Here is an 18098-nt window from a genome sequence, read left to right as displayed (position 1 = left end):
TGTTGGAACTCTCCCTCTCCCCGCTGGGGCTCGGCTGCGCGCAGCTGGGCAACCTGTACCACGCGATCAGCGACGAAACCGCGGCGGCGACCGTGCGGTGCGCGTGGGACGAGGGCATCCGCTACTTCGACACCGCGCCGCACTACGGCCTGGGGCTGTCGGAAGCCCGGCTCGGCGCGGCGCTGCGGTCCTTCCCGCGCGACGAGTACGTGCTCTCCACGAAGGTCGGCCGGGTCCTGGAGCCCGACCCGGGTGGCGCGGGTGCGGTCGACGACCAGGGGTTCGCCGTCCCGGCCGCGTACAAGCGCCGCTGGGACTTCAGCCGTGACGGCGTCCTGCGGTCCCTGGACGACAGCCTGACCAGGCTGGGGCTCGACCGCGTCGACATCGTCTACGTCCACGACCCCGACGACCACTTCGAGGAAGCCCTGCGCGGCGCCTTCCCGGCGTTGCGCGAGCTGCGGGACCAGGGCGTGATCGGCGCGTTCGGCGCGGGGATGAACCAGGCGCCGATGCTCACGGAGTTCGTCCGCCGGACCGATCTCGACGTGCTGCTGGTGGCGGGGCGCTACACGCTGCTCGACCAGCCGGCGCTCGACGAGTTGCTGCCGCTCTGCGTCGACCGCGGCGTCTCCGTCGTCGCCGGCGGCGCGTTCAACGCCGGCATCCTGGCCACGGCCGAGCCGGGCCGCGTCTACGACTACGCCGAGGCGCCGCCCGAGCTGGTCGAGCGGGCCGGCCGGATCGCCGCGATCTGCGCCCGCCACGGCGTCGAGCTGCCGGAAGCCGCGCTGGCGTTGCCGATGGGGCACCCGGCGGTGGCGTCGGTGGTCGTCGGCGCGCATGATCCTTCGCAGGTCAGCGTGAACGCGCGGCGCGCGCGGGCCGTGGTGCCGCCGGAGCTGTGGACCGAACTGGTCGACGCGGGCCTGCTGCGCGCCGACGTCGTCATCGCCGAAGGAGTCTCATGATCGACGCCCACCACCACCTGTGGGACCCGTCGCGGCGCGACTACCCCTGGATGGCCGGCGAGGCCCTCGACCCGATCCGCCGCCCGTACACGGTGGACGACCTGCGCGCGGTGACGAAGGCGGCCGGGGTGCACGCGACGGTCCTGGTCCAGACGGTCTCGTCGGACGAGGAGACCGCCGAGTTCCTCGCGACGGCGGTGGCGGAGCCGGTGATCGCGGGCGTGGTCGGCTGGGCCGACCTGACGGCGCCGGACATCGCGGACCGGCTGGCCGCCCTGCGCGCGCAGGGCCCGCTGGTCGGCCTCCGCCACCAAGTGGAGACCGAGCCGGACGAAGACTGGCTGCTGCGCCCGGCGGTGATGGCCGGGCTGAGCACGCTGTCGGCGGCGGGCCTGACGTACGACCTGCTGATCCGCCCCGCCCAGCTGCCCGCGGCGGCCGAGGTGGCGTTGCGGCTGCCGGAGCTGCGCCTCGTCCTGGACCACGCGGCGAAGCCGCCGATCGCGGCGGGGGAGTGGGAGCCCTGGGCGTCCGGGATGGCCGCGCTGGCGGCGCGCGAGAACGTGGTGTGCAAGCTGTCCGGGCTGGTCACGGAGGCGGACTGGACGGGGTGGGAGGTCGGCCACCTGCGCCGGTACGTGGACCACGTGCTGGAGGTGTTCGGGCCGTCCCGCCTGCTGTTCGGCTCGGACTGGCCGGTCTGCGAACTGGCGGCGTCGTACGAGGTGGTCCTGGACGCGGCGATCGCGCTGACCGGCGGGCTGTCGGACGCCGAGCGCCTGGCGGTGTTCGAGCACAACGCCAGGACGACCTACGGCCTGGCTCCCGGCGTGGATGCGGGCGGGGACACCTCTTCCAGGGGGTAGAAGAGGGTTCCCCGCCCGCCGCTGGGGTGGTCTCTCAGAACTCGTCGTCGCGGATCATGCCGCGCAGCCGGGTCAGGGCCCGGTGCTGCGTCACGCGGACGTTGCCCGGGGAGATCCCGAGCGCCTCCGCGGTCTCCGTCGCCGAGAACCCGACCGCGATGCGCAGGGTGAGGATCTCCTGCTGGACCCGCGGGAGCGAGGCGAGCAGCCGGCCCAGACGGGCGCCGAGGTCGAGGCTCAGCGCGCGGGTCTCCGGCTCGTTGCCGACCAGCGGCCGCTCGGGCAGCTCGGGGACGGGCTCGGAGCGGTCGCGGGCGACGGCGCGGTAGGCGTCGGCGACCTTGTTGGCCGCGATGGCGTGCACGAGGTAGAGGAAGGAACCGCCGCGGTCCTGGTAGTCGGGGAGCGCCTTGAGCACGGCGAGGCAGACTTCCTGGGCGACGTCGTCGGCCGACAGGTAGGAGAGGTCGCGGCCGCCCATCCGGGCGCGGCAGTAGCGGACCACCACCGGCTCGATCATCTGCAACAGAGAGTGGATGGCGGCCGGGTTGCCCTCGCCCGCGTCCTTGACGAGGGGGTCGAGGTCCTCCTTCGTCAGCCGCCCGCTGGGCCTCGGCAATGACTCCGGAGTGCGATAATCGCGAACGGAGGAAGCGGATTCCTCAGTGGTCCTCGGCGGTGCTGTCATGGTCGTCTCCCCGGCCGACCCTCGACCGTCGCTGCCGGGGGTTCAACACTCCGTAACTGTTCCATCGCAGATACTCCGGGAGATCCGGGTTGACCTGCTCTCCGTGCGACGCAGCGTAATCGTAGGCGCCTCCCCGGCCGTCAGTCCAGATTTCAACGACTAATACCCCGTTAGCAGCAGCGGTCGTGATGTTCCCGCGACCAGGCCCCGCACATTGCGATTAATCGGTTTCAGGATGTGCCGAGTTCACCCGTCAGTGGAGAACGACCACGGACGCGGCAGTCACGGTCACCGCCAGCGACGCCACGGCGGGCAGTGCGGGACTCAGCGGCCCCGGTTCGGGGGCGCGCAAGGCTCGTTCGCGGTGCGCCCCGATGGCCGCGAGCAGGGCAGACGTCCCGGCGGCGAGCAAAACGGGGACCAGGGCAAGCCCCCAGTGCCGCTGGGCGGCGGAGTGCAGGAGCAGAGCGGTGCAGGCGGCCGAAGCCAGCGCGGTCCGCCGCCAGGCGAGCCCGGTACGTTCGGCCTGAGCACCGGCGGGCGAGGTCACGGCCGCGTCCCGGTGGGCGTGTCGGTAGTTTTGACGTCGCGATAATCGCGAACAAGCGGTATTCGGGGCGAGGTGCCGCGCCGGGAGGCGCTACCCCGGTCGGCCGAGGGCCGCGGTGCCGAGCTCCGCGGGGCCGGGCGGGCCGGAGCGGCGTCGAGTGCGCTCCGTGGTCGACTGAGGCCGGTTCGAGGATCGCGTTTGCGGCGGCGGATGTCCACCCGGCGGCTCACGAGACCACCGGTGAACCCGGCCGCGCCGTCGATGAGCCGCCGCTCGCCACCACCCGGCGGCTCACGAGACCACCAGCAACACCGCCGCAGCGACGATCAGCACCAGCAGCCCGCCGGTCAGCACCAGGATCATCCAGCTCCGCGGCAGCGGCTTCCCGGCCCGCATCGCGATCTGCACCCGCCGCCACCTTGGGTACGCCGTCGCCGCGAGGACCGCCGCCAAGACAACGCACAACCCCGCGAGCACCGCGCTGGCCGTGGCCGGTGACGGCACCAGCTGGTGGACCGCGACCCCGCCCGCGAGCAGGCCCAGCGCCGTGCGGACCCACGCGAGGAACGTGCGTTCGTTCGCCAGCGTGAACCGGTAGTCCGGTTCGGTGCCACCCGCGTGGGGCTTGATGTCGTCCGAGGCCACGTCCGCAGACGCTAGCCGGTGTGCGCGGCCGTGGCCGGTTCGGTGTGGTGTGCGAACACCCACCAGCGCAGCACGGCGAACCGCACGAACCCGCCGACCACGCTGGCCAGCAGCAGCGTGCCGGTCTCCTCCCACGACGTCGGCCGCTCGACGATCGCGTCGAGGATCGCCAGCACCGCCGAGCCGTACCCGGCGTAGAAGGCGAACGTCAGCAGGTCCTGCAGGTGCCGCTTCCCGGCGTTGCTGTGCCGTCCGGCGAAGGTGACGCGGCGGTGGAACTCGGTGTTGCCGACCGTCGTGAGCGCGATCGCGACCAGGTTCGCGACCTGGGAGCCGAGCTCGTCGCGCAGCAGGAGGAACAGAACGGCCTGGACGCCGGTTGTCACTACGCCGGCCACGACGTACCACGCCGCGTGCGTGCCGAGCTCGTGGTGCCGGTCCGGGTCGGTGGCGAGCAGCCGGTGGTCCGGTGCGCACCTGGTGGTGGCCATGATCCGAACCTACCCTGCATTCACAAACTTGTGAATATGTTAAACCGGTTGAAGAAATGTGATCCCCGTGACACCGCCGGGGTTTCGGCCTCCGGCACCTCGGGTAGGTCACCGGAGATGACGACTTCCTACGCGCCGGGAGAATTCTGTGAGTGACCGTGACACGGCCGAACCGGATAGCTTGACCCCCAGCGAGGCGCTGGACGAGGACGAGCTGCGCGTGGATCCCCTGGAAGAGGGCATCGAACCGCCCGAGCACTGGAGTGCCGCCGACCGCTTCGGCACGACACCCAGCGAAATCCGCGAAGGCGAGCCGATGCGGCAGCGCCTCGCCGAAGAGGAACCGGACACCGAGCCGGAGCCGATCCCGGACCGCCCGCTCGCGGCGACCCCGGCGGCGGAGCTCGACGAGACGGTCGAGGACGCACCGGCGGACTTCGAGCCGGTGACACCGGTCGACGAGATGCCGCACCGGCACGCCGACCCGGATCCGGGGGAGCGGGCGGACTACGCGGGCGGCTCGGTGGCCGACGCCATCCGCCAGGCCCGGCAGGGCTGATCCGCTCAGACTGCACGTCCGTTCGGCCGCCCCTAGCGTGGGGCTGCATCGGACCGCGACGAAGGGAAGGCCGAAAATGCTGACCGTGACCGAAGCCGCCGCCGAGGCGATCACCGCACTGACCAGCCAGGGCGAGGGGGACGCCGGGCTCCGCCTGGCGGTCCAGAACGCGGACGGCGAAAGCGCCCAGCTGGCGCTGTCCGTCGCCCCCGAACCCGCGGAGGGCGACAGCGTGCTCGGCGCCGAAGAAGGGCCGAAGGTGTTCCTCGAGCCCCAGGCGGCGGCGCTGCTCGACGACAAGGTGCTCGACGTCCAGGAGGACGAAGCCGGCGGAGTCGCCTTCGCCGTCTTGCCCCAGCACACGAGCTGACCGCGGCGAACGGGCCTTTCGCGCGAGAGCGGAAGGTCCGTTCGCCTAGCGGGATCGCCAGTTGCGGCCCAGTTCCGTGGCTCGCGCCTAGCGGGGTCGCCAGTTGCGGCCCAGTTCTGCGGCTCGCGCCTAGCGGGGTCGCCAGTCGCGGACCAGTTCCGCGGCTCGCGCCTAGCGGGATCGCCAGTCGCGGACCAGCTCCGCGGCTCGCACCCGCAGCAGTTCCGCCGCGTGGAGCCGCGCGTGGTCCAGCGAAGGTGCGTGGTCGATCAACGCGCTGCTTCCCACGACGCCCAGCCGGGCCAGCCCGGCGGCATCGAGCTGGATCCGGCCCGCGAGCGCCAGCAGCGGCACCCCGCGCGGCCGCGCCCGGTCCGCGATCCCGGCCGGTGCCTTGCCGTTGAGGCTCTGCTCGTCGAGCGAACCCTCACCGGTGATGACGAGATCGGCGCCGTCCAAGGCTTCGTCGACCCCGGTCAGCCCGGCGATGAGGTCGAACCCGGACTCCACGCTGGCCCCGAGGGCGATCGCGCCCGCCGCGATACCACCGCCGGCCCCGGCGCCCGGCACTCCCGTGACGTCCGGTGCGCCGCCCACCTGCAGCGCGTGGGCCCACCGGCCCAAGGCCTCGTCGAGCGCCGCCACTTCGGCCGGTCCCGCGCCCTTCTGCGGGCCGAAAATCGCCGCGGCGCCGTCCGGGCCGAGCAGCGGATTGGTGACGTCGGTCGCGACCGAGACGCGCACTCCGCTCAGCCGCTCCCGCACCGGCGTCAGCTCGGCCGACGCGACCCGCGACAGCGTGCCGCCGCCCAGCCCGACCGGCGCGCCGAACGCGTCGAGCACCCCGGCGCCGAGCGCGCCCAGCATCCCGGCCCCGCCGTCGGTGCTGGCCGTGCCGCCGACCGTGAGCACGAGCCGTTTCGCGCCGTGCACCAGCGCGTTCCCGAGCAGTTCGCCGACGCCCCAGGTGTGCGCGGCCATCGCGGTTTCCGGGCTGGGGTCGACGAACTCGATCCCGCACGCGCGTGCCGCTTCGACGTAGGCGGTGCCGTCGAGCACCGCGTACCGCGCTTTCACCGGCTCTTCGAGCGGACCGCGCACCGTCAACCCGACGATCCGCGCGCCCGCGGATTCGAGCACGTCGAGGGTGCCTTCGCCGCCGTCGGCGACCGGGCAGGTGACGATTTCGGCGTCCGGCAAGGCGTCGCGCACGCCGAGCGCGATCGCGTCCGCGGCTTGGACCGCGGTGAGACTGCCCTTGAACTTGTCGGGCGCGATGACGACGCGGGTCACGGCTTCACCTCCGTCAGCGGGGGACGCCCGGCGAGCACCGCCGCGACGTTGCGGGCCGCCAGCACGGCCATCTCGGTGCGGGTCTCGACCGTGGCCGACCCCAGGTGCGGGCTCAGCACGACGTCGTCGCGCCCGAGCAGCCGGGGTTCGACCTCGGGTTCCTTCTCGAACACGTCGAGCGCGGCGCCGGCGATCTCGCCGGCTTCGAGGGCGTCCGCCAGCGCGGCTTCGTCGACGACCGGGCCGCGGGTCGTGTTCACGAGGTACGCGCCGCGTTTCATCGCGCGCAACGCGGCGGCGTCGATCAGGTGCCGCGTCTCCGGCGTCAGCGGGCAGTGCAGGGAGACGACGTCCGAGCGCGCCAGGAGTTCTTCCAACGGCACGAACTCGGCGCCGGTCTCCTGCTTCGACCGTCCTGAGTAGACGATCGACATCCCGAACGCCTCGGCCCGTTTCGCCATCGCCCGGCCGATCTGGCCGAACCCGACGATGCCGAGCGTCTTGCCCTGCAGGCCGGAGCCGAGCAGGAAGCCGAGGTGGAACGACCACGGCGTGCGCGAGCGCAGCAGCCGTTCACCTTCGCCGAGCCGCCGCGTGACGGCGAGCAGCAGGCCGAAGGCGAGGTCGGCGGTGGCGTCGGTGAGCACGCCCGGGGTGTTCGTCACGACGACGCCGCGTTCGGCGAGCGCCGGGACGTCGACGTTGTCGTACCCGACGGCGACGTTCGCGACGACCCGCAGCCCCGGCCCGGCGGCGTCGGCCAGCGCGCCGTCGAGCCGGTCGTGCAGCATGCCGACGACGGCGTCCGCGCCGGCCACGAACTCGTGCAGTTCCGCGGGCGTCAACGGGCGATCGGCGGGCGACACCTCCACGTCGCCCGCCTCGGCGAGGAGCTTCACCGCGTCGTCGGGAATCCATCGGGTCACCGCGATCTTGGCCACCCCGACAGCCTAGGCCACGGCACCGACAGTTCAGCCCACTCGCGTCAGCCGCACGACCGCGCTCGCGTACCCGCTGCCCGGCAGCGGCACGTCGAGGCCGTGGCTCAGCAGCACCGCGCCGTCGTGCACGACGCCGTCCTGGTCGCGGTACCGCCCCGCCGGGTCCAGCCCGGCCGGCCGCGGCGGGGTGAAGGGGCGCGCGAACTCCGTGGGCCGCCGCCAGACGAAGACGACCACCGAGCCGCCCAGCACGTACTGCACCGCGGTCAGCGCCGACGTCGCCGGATCCGCCAGCCGGTACAGCTCGCCGTGCTGCACGACGGGCCGGATCTCCTTGTACAGCGCCACGAGCGACGCCGCTTCGGCGAGTTCCCCGGCGGTCCAGCGAGGCAGGTCACCGCCCAGGCCGAGCACGCCCGCCATCGCCACGTGGAACCGGAAGCTCAGCGGCGCCTCGCGGCCCGTGGTCGGGTTCGGGCTGTCGGTCACCCAGGCCGACATCGTGCCCGCCGGGTAGACCTGGCCGTAGCCGTGCTGGATGGGGATCCGGTCGGCGGCGTCGGTGTTGTCCGACGCCCAGATCTCGTCCGTGCGCGCGAGGATCGCGAGGTCGGTGCGCCCGCCGCCGCCCGCGCACCCCTGGATCCGCAGGTTCGGGTGGTCGGCCCGCAGCCGGTCGAGGATCGCGTACACGGCGCGGACGTGGTCGACCCACAGCCGTCCCGGATCCTCGGCCGACGGCCAGCCCGCCTCGGTGAACGCCCGGTTCATGTCCCACTTGAGGTAGTCGATGCCGTGCTCGCCGACGAGCCGGTCGAGCCACTTGTGCGCCCAGTCCGCGACGTCCGGCCGGGCGAAGTTCAGCACGAGCTGGTTGCGCAACGTCGTCCGTTCGCGGTTCGCCATGTGCAGCACCCAGTCCGGGTGCGCGCGGTAGAGATCGCTGTCCGGGTTGACCATCTCCGGCTCGACCCAGAGCCCGAACTGCATGCCGTGGGCGTGCACCGCGTCGACGAGCGGCCGCAACCCGTCCGGAAAGCGCTGGGCGTTGGCGATCCAGTCGCCGAGCCCGGCGGTGTCCCCGGTGCGGGCGCCGAACCAGCCGTCGTCCATGACGAACAGCTCGGCGCCGACGCGCGCGGCCGCCGCGGCCAGCTCGGTCTCGGTCCGCTCGTCGACGTCCCAGCCGGTCGCTTCCCACGAGTTGTAGACGATCGGCCGCAGCTCCTGCGGGTGCGGCTGGACGAACTCGCGGACGTAGGCGTGCCACCGCCGGCTGGTGCCGCCGAAGCCGTCGGCCGCGTAGAGCCCGGCGAACACCGGCGTCTCCCAGGTTTCGCCGGGCCGCAGCCGCCAGGTGACGTTCTCGTGGCCGAACCCGCCGGTCCACGTGACGCGGCCGGTGTGCGTGCGCTCGACCGTGATCCGCCAGCTTCCGCTCCACGCGAGAGCCGTGCTCCACACCTCGCCGGCCGTCTCCGTCGCGTCGCCCGCGTCGAGCATCACCCACGGGTCGACCTGGTGGCTGGAGACGCCGCGACGGCTGGTGAGCGTCGTCTCGCCGACCGGCAACGGCTCGCGCAGGACACCGTACTCCGCGCTCCACGCGCCAGACGTGCGGGTGAGCCTCGCGCCGTCGCGCCGGGGGAGCGTCCAGGACGCGGAATCCGTGCGCAGCAGGGAAATCGAGACGTCCCCGGTGTTGTGCAGCGACGTCCAGCGCTCGACGACGTCGCCGCGGACGCGGTAGTGCAGGGCGAGTGTAAGCGGGTAGTGGCGGTCGGCGAGCCGCACGACCAGCGCGTCGTCTTCGAGCGCGAAGCCGTCGTAGCGCCACTCGAGCGCCGAAGTCCCGTCCTCGTACCGCACGGCGAGGGCCGCGACGCCGAAGAACGCGCCGCCCTCGGCGGGCAGCTCCTGCCGCTCGTCCCCGGGTTCGTCGAAGCTGCTGTCGGCCGGATTGCGCCGGGCCGCCACCTGCGCGGCCTGGGCGAGGGTCAGCGGCGGGCCCCAATGGACGTGCCGCGGCCGGTCGCCGGCGTCGAGCCGGAAGGCGTACGAGCTCTCGGGGGTGCGCAGCAACCAGAGCCGGTGCGCGGGGTCGTGTTCCACGAGCGACATGCCCCCGAGCGTAGGCAGGACCAGCCAAAAAATAAATTCTTGACGAAGTTAATTAATCCTGCCTACCCTTCCGGCCATGCCTCGCAGTGCACCGGCAAGGGCGCCGATCACCAGTCCCGCGGCAGCGACCGTGTTCACCACGGTCCTGACCGAAGGGCCGGTTTCCCGCGTCGACGTCGCCCGCCGCACCGGGCTTTCCTCCGCGGCGGTCACCAAGGCGGCCCGGCCGTTCATCGAAGCCGGCTACCTCGAAGAGCTCGCCTCCGAAGGCCGCACCGCGCCCGGCGCCGGCCGCCCCGCGAACCCCCTCGCCATCCGGCCGGACCGCGAGTACTTCGTCGGCGTCAAGATCACCGGCGACAACCTGATCGGTGTGGTCACCGACCTGCGCGCCGACGTCCGGGCCAGCGCCCACCACGCGCTGACCAGCCACGACGCCGGCCACGTCGTCCGCGCGCTGGCGGACCTCGTCGGCGAGCTGCTCGGCGGGCCCACCCCCGACGGCACCAGCAACCTCCGCGAGCGCGCCTACTGCCTCGGCGTCGCGGTGTCCGGCGACGTCGACCGCGCGTCCGGCGTCGTCCGGTACTCGCCGTTCCTCGGCTGGCGGGACGTCCCCCTGGCCGAGCTGCTCGACGAGGCCACGGGCCTGACGACGACGCTGGAGAACGACGTCAAGGCCCTCGCCGTCGCCGAGCAGTGGTTCGGCGAAGGCGTGGGCGCGTCGTCGTTCGCGCTGGTCACCGTGGGGACCGGGATCGGCAGCGCGCTCGTGGTGAACGGCGACCTGGTCCGCGGCGCGCACGGCGTCGCCGGCGAAATCGGGCACGTCCCGGTCGCCGACGGCGGGCCCTCCTGCCACTGCGGCGGCCAGGGCTGCGTCGAAGCGATCGCTTCCACCGAAGCGATCCTCGTCCGCGCTCGCGAGATCTCCGGAGAACCGGCGCTGACCATGGAAGACGCCGTGACCCGCGCCCGCGGCGGCGACGAACCGCTGCGCGGGGTGTTCGCCGGGGCCGGGCACGCGATCGGGCTCGGCCTGGCCGCGCTGGTCAACCTGTTCGGCCCGGAGCGGGTGGTCGTCTCCGGGGAAGGCGTCGCCACCTACGACCTGTTCGAGGAGCAGATCCGCCGGACCTTCGCGGTCCAGGCGTTCGGCAGCGCCGCCCGGTGCGGCCTGGTGATCCGCCCGCTGCCGTTCGAGGAGTGGGCGCGGGGCGCGGCCGCCGTCGCCATCCAAAGTCTTTTCATCGCCGAGAGCGTCTAAGGAGTCCCTGTGAGCCCCATGAATCGCCGAAGCTTCCTGGTCGGTTCCGTCCTCTTCGCCGGTGGCGCCGCCCTCGCGGGCTGCACGAGCGATCCGCTGAACAAGAACGCGGGCGCCGCCTCGGGCGCGAAGGTCACGTTGCAGCAGTGGTACCACGCGTACGGCGAATCCGGGACGCAGCAAGCGGTCCAGCGCTACGCGCAGGAGTTCACCAAGGCCCACCCGGACATCGCGATCAACGTCAGCTGGATCGCCGGCGACTACGAGACCAAGCTCAACTCCGCGATGCTCACCGCGCAGGCACCGGACCTGTTCGAGCTGGGCGACTTCCGGTACCAGAACGTCAAGAACGGCCTGCTCGCGCCGCTCGACGACATCGTCGGCCCGGTGAAGGGCGACTTCAGCCAGGCCGCGCTGGACACGGTGACCGTCGACGGCAAGGTCTACGGCGTCAAGATGATCGACGACGTCATGATGCTGTACTACCGCAAGAGCGCGCTGCAGGCCGCGGGCGTCCAGCCGCCCCAGACGTTCGCCGAACTGCTCGAAGCGACGCGCAAGCTGAACAGCGGCAAGCAGAAGGGCCTGTACGTCGGCACCGACGGCGTCGGCGAAGCGGCGACGCTCCTGCTCTGGTCGTCCGGCGGCGACTTCTTCGACTCCAGCGGCAAGAAGGTCGCCTTCGCCTCGCCCGAGGCCATCGCCGCGATCGGCGGCCTCAAGCAGCTGCACGACACAGGCGGCTTGCTCCAGGGCTACCCCACGGACTGGTCCGACCCGGGCGCGTTCGCCAACGGCGCCACCGCGATGCAGTGGGGTGGCTTGTGGTCGCTGCCGGACATCAAGAAGGCGCTCGGGGACGACTTCGGCGTCGTGGCGTGGCCGAAGTTCGGCGACGCCGGCAAGCAGGTCGCCCGCGTCGGCGGCTGGTACCAGCTGGCCAACGCCAAGTCGCAGAACCTGGACGCCGTCAAGAAGTTCATCGACTGGCTGTGGATCAAGAACGCCGACCTGCAGAAGGACTGGTGCGTCAAGTACGGCTTCCACATCCCGGCCCGCAAGGAGGTCGCCGCGCAGACGACCGAGTTCTCCAGCGGCCCGGCGAAGGACGCCGTGACGATCTCGCAGCAGAACGGCAAGTCCTACTCGGGGCTGTGGAACAAGGCGTCGGCGACGCTGTTCCTGCAGGCCGCGACGAAGATCGCCAACGGGCAGGCCGACCCGGCCGCCGAGCTCGCCGACGCGGCGAAGAAGGCACAGGCCGAAGTCGACAAGCAGCTGGCATGACAGCCGTGGTGGAGACGCCGCCGGTCGCCAGGCCGGCGGCGTCCGCGAAGAAACGTCGTCGCCGAAGGGATTGGCGGGCGATCGGCGCGTTCGCGGTGCTGACCGGGCCCGTGGTGCTCGGGCTGGGCCTGTTCAAGTACGTCGCGATCGGGTGGAGCTTCCTGCTCAGCTTCAACGACGCGCGCGGCACGATCACCATCGGCCACTGGATCGGTTTCGACAACTACGCCTTCCTCCTCGGCGACGACGCCTTCCTGACGTCGCTGTCGACGATCGCGATCTTCACGGTCTTCATCGTGCCGATCACCTTCGTGGCCTCGCTCGGTCTCGCGGTGCTGATCAACAGCATCAAGCGGGGCAAGGCGTTCTTCCGGACGGTGTTCCTCATCCCGGCGGCGGTGTCGTACGTCGTCGCGGCGCTGGTGTGGAAGATGGCGCTGTTCAACGGCCTGCCCTCCGGCGTCGCGAACGTCATCGGCGGCCTGTTCGGCGCGGACCCGGTGCCGTGGCTGTCGACGACGAGCCCGCCCGTGTACTGGGTCGCGGTCGTGACGCTGCGGCTGTGGCTGCAGGTCGGGCTGTACATGATCCTGTTCCTGGCCGGGCTGCAGGCGATCTCGCCGTCGCTGTACGAGGCGGGCGAGCTGGACGGCACGACGAAGTGGCAGGCCTTCCGCTACATCACGCTGCCGCAGCTGCGGAACACGTCGGTGGCCGTGCTGATGCTGATCCTGATCGCCGCGTTCCAGGCCTTCGACGAGTTCTACAACCTGTTCGGCACCGGGCTTTCGGGCACGGCGACCGCGCCGGTGAAGCCGCCGCTCGTCTATCTGTACGACTCCGCGCTCGGCGACCAGAACTACGGCGTCGGCTCGGCGGGCGCGTTCCTGCTGACCGTGATCATCGTCGTGATCACCCTGGTGCAGGGCCGGTTCGTCGGCTTCGGGAAGAAGGACTGATGGCCGTTCTCCCCGCGCCCCGGCTGAGGAAGGCGCCGAAGTACGTCCTCGCGTCCGTGCTGTCGGTGATCTTCCTGCTGCCCTTCTACATCATGCTGCGCAACGCGCTGATGACGCGGCAGCAGGTCAGCTCGCCGGACTGGTCGTGGCTGCCCGACCCGCTGTCGTGGGTCAACTTCGGCGACCTGTTCGCCGACGCCTCGGTGCCGATGGCGCACTCGCTCTGGAACTCGTTCCTGGTCGCGATCGTCACCGCGCCGGTCGGCACGCTGTTCGGCTCGATGGCGGGGTACGCACTGGCCCGGATCAACGTGCCGGGGCGGCGCGCGGTGTTCACGTACGTGCTGGTCACGCTGATGATCCCGCAGTCGGTGACGTTCGTGCCGACGTTCGTCGTCGTCGGGTCGATGGGCGGGGTCAACACCGAGTGGGGGATCATCGCGCCGAACCTGTTCAGCGCGTTCACCGTCATCCTGTTCCGCAACTTCTACCTGCGGTTCCCGGCCGAAATCGAAGAGGCGGGCCGGCTCGACGGGCTCGGCTACCTCGGCGTCTACCGGCGCCTGGTCCTGCCGAACTCCGGGAGCATGCTCGCCTCGCTCGGCGCCCTGATGTTCATCGAAAGCTGGAACGCGTTCCTGTGGCCGCTGGTGATCGGGCAGGACCCGTCGTCGTGGACCGCGCAGATCGCGCTTTCGACGTTCCTGACCGCGCAGTCGGTCAACCTGCCGGCGCTGTTCGCCGGTGCTCTGGTCACCATCGCGCCGCTGGTCGCGATGTTCCTGGTCGCCCAGCGGTTCATCGTCAGCGGGATCGCGGCGAGCGGGCTCAAGGAGTAGGTCCCCTACCGAGGAGTGTTCAGTGAAGCGCCTCCTTTCCGTTTTCCTCGCCGTGCTCGGGCTTCTGTCCCTGGTGGTTCCGGCCGCCGACGCCCGGACGTCGTTCGTCAAGCCGTTCATGGGCTGGAGCAGCTGGAGCCTGGAGTCGTCGACTCGCGCGGGTTACGGCACTTCGTGGCTGAACGAGTCGCACGTCCGCGACGCGGCTTCGGCGATGGCTTCGAAGCTCAAGTCCGCCGGCTACACCTACGTCAACATCGACTCGGGCTGGAACGCTTCGCAGTCGTGGGTCTTCCACACCGACGTCAACGGCATCCCCGACCCCGATCCGACGCGGTTCCCCTCCGGGATCCCGGCGTTGGCTTCTTACGTGCACTCCCTCGGGCTGAAGCTCGGCCTGTATGCCGTGACGGGCCTCGAGAAGGAGGTCTACGACAAGAACGCGCCCATCCTGGGGACGTCGTGCCACGCGCAGGACATCGCCTACCGGCCGCTGACGCCGTCGAACGGCTGGGGTGGCAACTGGAAGGTCGACTTCACGAACCCCTGCGCGCAGAAGTACTACGACTCGATCGTGGCGCGCTTCGCGTCCTGGGGGGTCGACTTCGTCAAGGTCGACGGGACCACCGCGGACAACGTCGCCGACATCAAGGCATGGTCCGCGGGCATCGACCACTCGCGGCGGCCGATGTGGCTGACGGCGAGCGCGTGGCCGGTGCCGCGGTCCATCGGTCCTGCCCTGGCTCCCTACGCGAACGGCGTGCGCGTCGACACCGACGTCGAGTGCTACTGCGAGACGGTGTCCACCTGGGACAGCTCGGTCAAGGCGCGGTGGGCGGACCTGCCGGGCTGGCAGGGCGTGTTCGGGCCGCAGTACCGGCCGGACCTGGACTCGATGCCGATCAGCAACAACACCGGGTCCGGCATCCAGGACGGGATCTCCGACGTCGAGCGGCAGAGCGTCATGACGTTCTGGTCGATGGCGTCCTCGCCGCTCTACGTCGGGGGAGACATCTACTTCCTGGACGCCTCCGCCGTGTCGATCCTGACGAACCCCGAGGTCATCGCGGTCGACCACGCCGGTTCCTACCCGGCCCAGGTCACCGGCGGGAACCTCCAGGTGTGGAAGAAGCGCGCGCCGGACGGCCGGTGGTACGCGGCCGTCTACAACCTGGGTTCTTCCGCCGCGGACATCAAGGTGGACTTCGCGTCCTTGGGCGTTCCGGGGGCGCGGCCGGTGCGTGACCTCGTCGCGCGGACGGACCTCGGGCGGTTCCGGGGCTCGTGGACGGCCTCCGCCGTTCCCGCGCACGGGTCCCGCCTGGTCCGGATCGGCTGACTTCTCTTCCCGAAGGGGACTTTTCTCGCGCGAACGGCGAGAAAAGTCCCCTTCGTCGTGCGCAGGTCATCCATTGGGCGGAAGACGTCTGGTCGCCGGACCGCGCACCGTGCTATGTTCGGTTTCAGAACGAGTGTGCGTGATGCGAACAGTTCGGAGGGTGTGATGGCGGAGCTGCTGTCGCTGGAAGAGGCCGTGGCCCGGCTGGTGCACGACGGGGACACCGTCGCGCTCGAGGGCTTCACGCACCTCATTCCCGTCGCGGCCGGGCAGGAGATCATCCGGCAACGGCGCCGGGACCTCACGCTGGTGCGGATGACCCCCGACATCGTGTACGACCAGCTGATCGGCGCGGGCTGCGCGCGCAAGCTGATCTTCTCGTGGGGCGGCAACCCCGGGGTGGGCTCGCTGCACCGCTTCCGCGACGCGGTCCAGCACGACTGGCCGGTGCCGCTGGAGATCGAGGAACACAGCCACGCGGGCATGGCGAACCGGTACGTCGCCGGCGCGTCCGGCCTGCCGTTCGCGGTGCTGCGCGGCTACACGGGCACCGACCTGCCGGCGCAGACGGCCACGATCAAGCCCATCACCTGCCCGTTCACCGGCGAGCGCCTCACCGCGGTCCCGGCGCTGAACCCGGACGTCACGATCGTCCACGCGCAGCGCGCGGACCGGCAGGGCAACGTCCAGATGTGGGGCATCACCGGCGTGCAGAAGGAAGCGGTGCTGGCGGCGAAGCGCTCCCTGGTGACGGTCGAGGAGATCGTCGACGAGCTGGAACCGCGTCCCGGAGCGGTCGTGCTCCCGGCGTGGGTGGTCACGGCGGTCGCCGAGGTCCCCGGCGGCGCGAAGCCGTCGTACGCGGCCGGGTACTACGAGCGGGACAACTCGGCGTACCAGGCGTGGGACGAGGTGGGCCGCGATCGCGAGGAGTTCACGAAGTGGCTGAACGAGCTGACCGGGGTGACGGCATGAGCGCGGACTACACCTCCGACGAGATGATGAGCGTCGCGGCGGCCCGCGCGCTCGGCGACGGCATGTCCTGCTTCGTCGGCATCGGCCTCCCGAGCAAGGCGGCGAACCTCGCGCGCCGCGCCCACGCGCCGAACCTGACGCTGATCTACGAATCCGGCTGCCTGGGCGCGAAGCCGTCCCGCCTGCCCCTGTCGATCGGCGACGGCGAGCTGGCCGACACCGCCGACGCCGTGGTCAGCGTCCCCGAGGTGTTCAACTACTGGCTCCAGCCGGGCCGCATCGACGTCGGCTTCCTCGGCGCCGCCCAGCTGGACAAGTTCGGCAACATCAACACGACGGTGATCGGCTCGGACTACCACGACCCGAAGGTCCGGCTGCCGGGCGCGGGCGGCGCCCCGGAGATCGCGGCGTCCTGCGGCGAGGTGTTCATCGTGCTGCGCCAGAGCCCGCGGGCGTTCGTGGAGAAGGTCGACTTCGTGACGTCGTTCGGCCACGGCACCGGCAAGGGCGACCGCGAAAAGCTCGGCCTCCCTGGCAAAGGCCCGACCCTGGTGGTGACGGACCTCGGCCTGATGCGCCCCGACCCCGAGACGGCGGAGCTGACGTTGACCCAGCTCCACCCCGGTGTGGACCTCGACAGCGCCATCGCGGCCACGGGGTGGAAACTGAAGGTGTCCGACAACCTCGAGACCACCCCGGCGCCCACGGAGCAGGAGCTGACCCTCCTGCGAGATCTGGAGAAGGCAAGCGCATGACCGACGTCTACGTCCTCGACGCGATCCGCACCCCGTTCGGCCGCTACGGCGGCGCACTGGCCGGTGTCCGCCCGGACGACCTCGCCGCGGGCGTGCTCAAGGCCCTCCGGCAACGCAACGACCTCGACCCGTCCACAGTGGACGAAGTGACCCTCGGCGACGCGAACGGCGCCGGCGAGGACAACCGCAACGTCGCCCGCATGGCCACCCTGCTCGCCGGCTGGCCCACCAGCGTCCCCGGCAACACGGTCAACCGCCTCTGCGGCTCCGGCCTCGACGCGGTGATGCAGGCCAGCCGCGCGATCCAGGTCGGCGACGCGTCCCTGGTCGTCGCCGGCGGCGTCGAGTCGATGACCCGTTCGCCGCTGGTCATGCCGAAGCCGGAAAAAGCCTTCCCCGCGGGCAACCAGACCCTCTACAACACCGCGCTCGGCTGGCGCATGGTCAACCCGGCGATGCCGTCGCAGTGGACGGTCTCCCTCGGCGAGTCCACCGAGCAGCTCGCCGAGCGCTACGGCATCGGCCGCGACGAGCAGGACGCCTTCGCCGCGCGCAGCCACGTCAACGCCGCCAAGGCGTGGGACGAGGGCTTCTACGACGACATGGTGGTCCCGGTCGACGGCGTCGACCTCGCCCGCGACGAGGGCATCCGCCCCGACTCCAGCCCCGAGAAGCTGGCCAAGCTGAAGCCCGCCTTCCGCAAGGAAAACGGCACCGTCACGGCGGGCAACGCCTCCCCGCTGAACGACGGCGCCTCGGCGCTGCTCCTCGGCGACGAGGCCGCCGCGAGCCGTCTTAACGCGACTCCGCTCGCCCGGATCGCCGGCCGCGGCGCGGCCGGGGTCGACCCGGACGTCTTCGGCATCGGCCCGGTGCGCGCGGCCGAAATCGCGCTGGAACGCGCCGGCATCGGCTGGGACGACCTGGTAGCGGTGGAGCTGAACGAAGCGTTCGCCGCGCAGTCGCTGGCGTGCCTGCGCGACTGGAAGAAGCTCGACCCGGCGATCGTCAACACCCACGGCGGCGCGATCGCCATCGGCCACCCGCTCGGCGCGTCCGGGGGCCGGATCCTCGGCACCCTGGCGCACGACCTGCACCGCCGCGGCGGTGGCTGGGGACTCGCCGCCATCTGCATCGGCGTCGGCCAGGGGCTGGCCGTCGTCCTCGAAGGCCGGTAAGGGA

General features: G+C 71.4%; 19 protein-coding genes. 12 read left to right on the top strand and 7 right to left on the bottom strand.

Annotation, left to right across the window (positions count from 1 at the left end; translation table 11 throughout):
* The first annotated feature begins 2 nt into the window (after positions 1–2).
* The gene (locus tag ACH54P_RS19645; RefSeq protein ID WP_489916524.1) at positions 3–971 is read left to right on the top strand and encodes an aldo/keto reductase; all 969 of its coding nucleotides are present in this window, start codon (positions 3–5) and stop codon (positions 969–971) included.
* Entirely contained in the window at positions 968–1837 is an 870-nt protein-coding gene (locus ACH54P_RS19640) for an amidohydrolase family protein (protein WP_489914760.1), read from the top strand. The genes ACH54P_RS19645 and ACH54P_RS19640 overlap by 4 nt, the downstream gene beginning before the upstream one ends.
* A 34-nt stretch (positions 1838–1871) precedes the next feature.
* Here the strand turns inward: ACH54P_RS19640 and shbA are convergent, their stop codons facing one another.
* From shbA to ACH54P_RS19620, 4 genes are all read right to left on the bottom strand, one after another.
* Complete coding sequence (gene shbA, locus ACH54P_RS19635; protein WP_489914758.1) at positions 1872–2525, bottom strand: RNA polymerase sigma factor ShbA; 654 nt, start codon at positions 2523–2525, stop codon at positions 1872–1874.
* 253 nt (positions 2526–2778) lie between these two features.
* The gene (locus tag ACH54P_RS19630) at positions 2779–3075 is read right to left on the bottom strand and encodes a DUF202 domain-containing protein (protein WP_489914756.1); all 297 of its coding nucleotides are present in this window, start codon (positions 3073–3075) and stop codon (positions 2779–2781) included.
* A 291-nt stretch (positions 3076–3366) separates the two neighbouring features.
* On the bottom strand, positions 3367–3720 hold the full coding sequence (locus ACH54P_RS19625; protein WP_489914754.1) for a YidH family protein: 354 nt from the start codon (positions 3718–3720) through the stop codon (positions 3367–3369).
* Between the two features lie 11 nt (positions 3721–3731).
* Positions 3732–4211 carry a GtrA family protein gene (locus ACH54P_RS19620; RefSeq protein ID WP_489914752.1) on the bottom strand — a complete coding sequence of 160 codons (480 nt, stop codon included), beginning with the start codon at positions 4209–4211 and terminating at the stop codon, positions 3732–3734.
* Positions 4212–4359: 148 nt separating this feature from the next.
* Between ACH54P_RS19620 and ACH54P_RS19615 the strand changes: the two genes are divergently transcribed.
* Both ACH54P_RS19615 and ACH54P_RS19610 read left to right on the top strand, forming a co-directional pair.
* Positions 4360–4770 (top strand): hypothetical protein, encoded by a 411-nt coding sequence (locus ACH54P_RS19615; protein ID WP_489914750.1) that lies wholly within the window; start codon positions 4360–4362, stop codon positions 4768–4770.
* Positions 4771–4846: 76 nt separating this feature from the next.
* A complete protein-coding gene (locus tag ACH54P_RS19610) occupies positions 4847–5140 on the top strand; it encodes an iron-sulfur cluster biosynthesis family protein (RefSeq protein ID WP_020644357.1) in 294 nt (97 codons plus the stop codon).
* Between the two features lie 171 nt (positions 5141–5311).
* Here ACH54P_RS19610 and ACH54P_RS19605 read toward each other — a convergent pair whose 3' ends face one another.
* The 3 genes from ACH54P_RS19605 to ACH54P_RS19595 are packed head-to-tail and all read right to left on the bottom strand — an operon-like array spanning position 5312 to position 9495.
* Positions 5312–6433 carry a glycerate kinase gene (locus ACH54P_RS19605; RefSeq protein ID WP_489914748.1) on the bottom strand — a complete coding sequence of 374 codons (1122 nt, stop codon included), beginning with the start codon at positions 6431–6433 and terminating at the stop codon, positions 5312–5314.
* Positions 6430–7374: a 2-hydroxyacid dehydrogenase gene (locus tag ACH54P_RS19600; protein WP_489914747.1), complete on the bottom strand. Its 945-nt coding sequence runs from the start codon at positions 7372–7374 to the stop codon at positions 6430–6432. The genes ACH54P_RS19605 and ACH54P_RS19600 overlap by 4 nt, the downstream gene beginning before the upstream one ends.
* A gap of 30 nt (positions 7375–7404) precedes the next feature.
* On the bottom strand, positions 7405–9495 hold the full coding sequence (locus ACH54P_RS19595; RefSeq protein ID WP_489914745.1) for an alpha-galactosidase: 2091 nt from the start codon (positions 9493–9495) through the stop codon (positions 7405–7407).
* A 76-nt stretch (positions 9496–9571) separates the two neighbouring features.
* Here ACH54P_RS19595 and ACH54P_RS19590 point away from each other — a divergent pair, with 76 nt between their 5' ends.
* The 8 genes from ACH54P_RS19590 to ACH54P_RS19555 all read left to right on the top strand — a co-directional run bounded on the left by ACH54P_RS19590 (position 9572) and on the right by ACH54P_RS19555 (position 18094).
* A complete protein-coding gene (locus ACH54P_RS19590; RefSeq protein WP_489914743.1) occupies positions 9572–10762 on the top strand; it encodes an ROK family protein in 1191 nt (396 codons plus the stop codon).
* 18 nt (positions 10763–10780) lie between these two features.
* Positions 10781–12049, top strand: coding sequence for an ABC transporter substrate-binding protein (locus ACH54P_RS19585; protein ID WP_489914741.1), 1269 nt, complete (start codon positions 10781–10783; stop codon positions 12047–12049).
* Positions 12046–13008, top strand: coding sequence for a carbohydrate ABC transporter permease (locus ACH54P_RS19580; protein ID WP_489914739.1), 963 nt, complete (start codon positions 12046–12048; stop codon positions 13006–13008). The genes ACH54P_RS19585 and ACH54P_RS19580 overlap by 4 nt, the downstream gene beginning before the upstream one ends.
* Positions 13008–13847, top strand: coding sequence for a carbohydrate ABC transporter permease (locus tag ACH54P_RS19575; protein WP_489914737.1), 840 nt, complete (start codon positions 13008–13010; stop codon positions 13845–13847). The genes ACH54P_RS19580 and ACH54P_RS19575 overlap by 1 nt, the downstream gene beginning before the upstream one ends.
* Positions 13848–13869: 22 nt before the next feature.
* Positions 13870–15186 (top strand): glycoside hydrolase family 27 protein, encoded by a 1317-nt coding sequence (locus tag ACH54P_RS19570; RefSeq protein ID WP_489914735.1) that lies wholly within the window; start codon positions 13870–13872, stop codon positions 15184–15186.
* 165 nt (positions 15187–15351) lie between these two features.
* Positions 15352–16161, top strand: coding sequence for a CoA transferase subunit A (locus ACH54P_RS19565; RefSeq protein WP_489914733.1), 810 nt, complete (start codon positions 15352–15354; stop codon positions 16159–16161).
* Complete coding sequence (locus ACH54P_RS19560; RefSeq protein WP_489916522.1) at positions 16158–16916, top strand: CoA-transferase subunit beta; 759 nt, start codon at positions 16158–16160, stop codon at positions 16914–16916. Before ACH54P_RS19565 ends, ACH54P_RS19560 begins: the two co-directional genes overlap by 4 nt.
* On the top strand, positions 16913–18094 hold the full coding sequence (locus ACH54P_RS19555; protein WP_489914731.1) for a thiolase family protein: 1182 nt from the start codon (positions 16913–16915) through the stop codon (positions 18092–18094). Before ACH54P_RS19560 ends, ACH54P_RS19555 begins: the two co-directional genes overlap by 4 nt.
* The last annotated feature ends 4 nt before the right edge of the window (positions 18095–18098 follow it).

The organism is Amycolatopsis sp. N2S4-7 (assembly GCF_058119595.1).
Note: the sequence above shows the minus strand (reverse complement) of the source record. Positions and strands in the feature narration are given on the sequence as shown.

Bases quoted from the DNA above. Each gene is read 5' to 3' on its own strand.
- ACH54P_RS19640 (WP_489914760.1), top strand. From the start codon at position 968: ATGATCGACGCCCACCACCACCTGTGGGACCCGTCGCGGCGCGACTAC.
- shbA (WP_489914758.1), bottom strand. From the start codon at position 2,525: ATGACAGCACCGCCGAGGACCACTGAGGAATCCGCTTCCTCCGTTCGC.
- ACH54P_RS19620 (WP_489914752.1), bottom strand. From the start codon at position 4,211: ATGGCCACCACCAGGTGCGCACCGGACCACCGGCTGCTCGCCACCGAC.
- ACH54P_RS19610 (WP_020644357.1), top strand. From the start codon at position 4,847: ATGCTGACCGTGACCGAAGCCGCCGCCGAGGCGATCACCGCACTGACC.
- ACH54P_RS19595 (WP_489914745.1), bottom strand. From the start codon at position 9,495: ATGTCGCTCGTGGAACACGACCCCGCGCACCGGCTCTGGTTGCTGCGC.
- ACH54P_RS19590 (WP_489914743.1), top strand. From the start codon at position 9,572: ATGCCTCGCAGTGCACCGGCAAGGGCGCCGATCACCAGTCCCGCGGCA.
- ACH54P_RS19585 (WP_489914741.1), top strand. From the start codon at position 10,781: ATGAATCGCCGAAGCTTCCTGGTCGGTTCCGTCCTCTTCGCCGGTGGC.
- ACH54P_RS19580 (WP_489914739.1), top strand. From the start codon at position 12,046: ATGACAGCCGTGGTGGAGACGCCGCCGGTCGCCAGGCCGGCGGCGTCC.
- ACH54P_RS19575 (WP_489914737.1), top strand. From the start codon at position 13,008: ATGGCCGTTCTCCCCGCGCCCCGGCTGAGGAAGGCGCCGAAGTACGTC.
- ACH54P_RS19565 (WP_489914733.1), top strand. From the start codon at position 15,352: ATGGCGGAGCTGCTGTCGCTGGAAGAGGCCGTGGCCCGGCTGGTGCAC.
- ACH54P_RS19560 (WP_489916522.1), top strand. From the start codon at position 16,158: ATGAGCGCGGACTACACCTCCGACGAGATGATGAGCGTCGCGGCGGCC.
- ACH54P_RS19555 (WP_489914731.1), top strand. From the start codon at position 16,913: ATGACCGACGTCTACGTCCTCGACGCGATCCGCACCCCGTTCGGCCGC.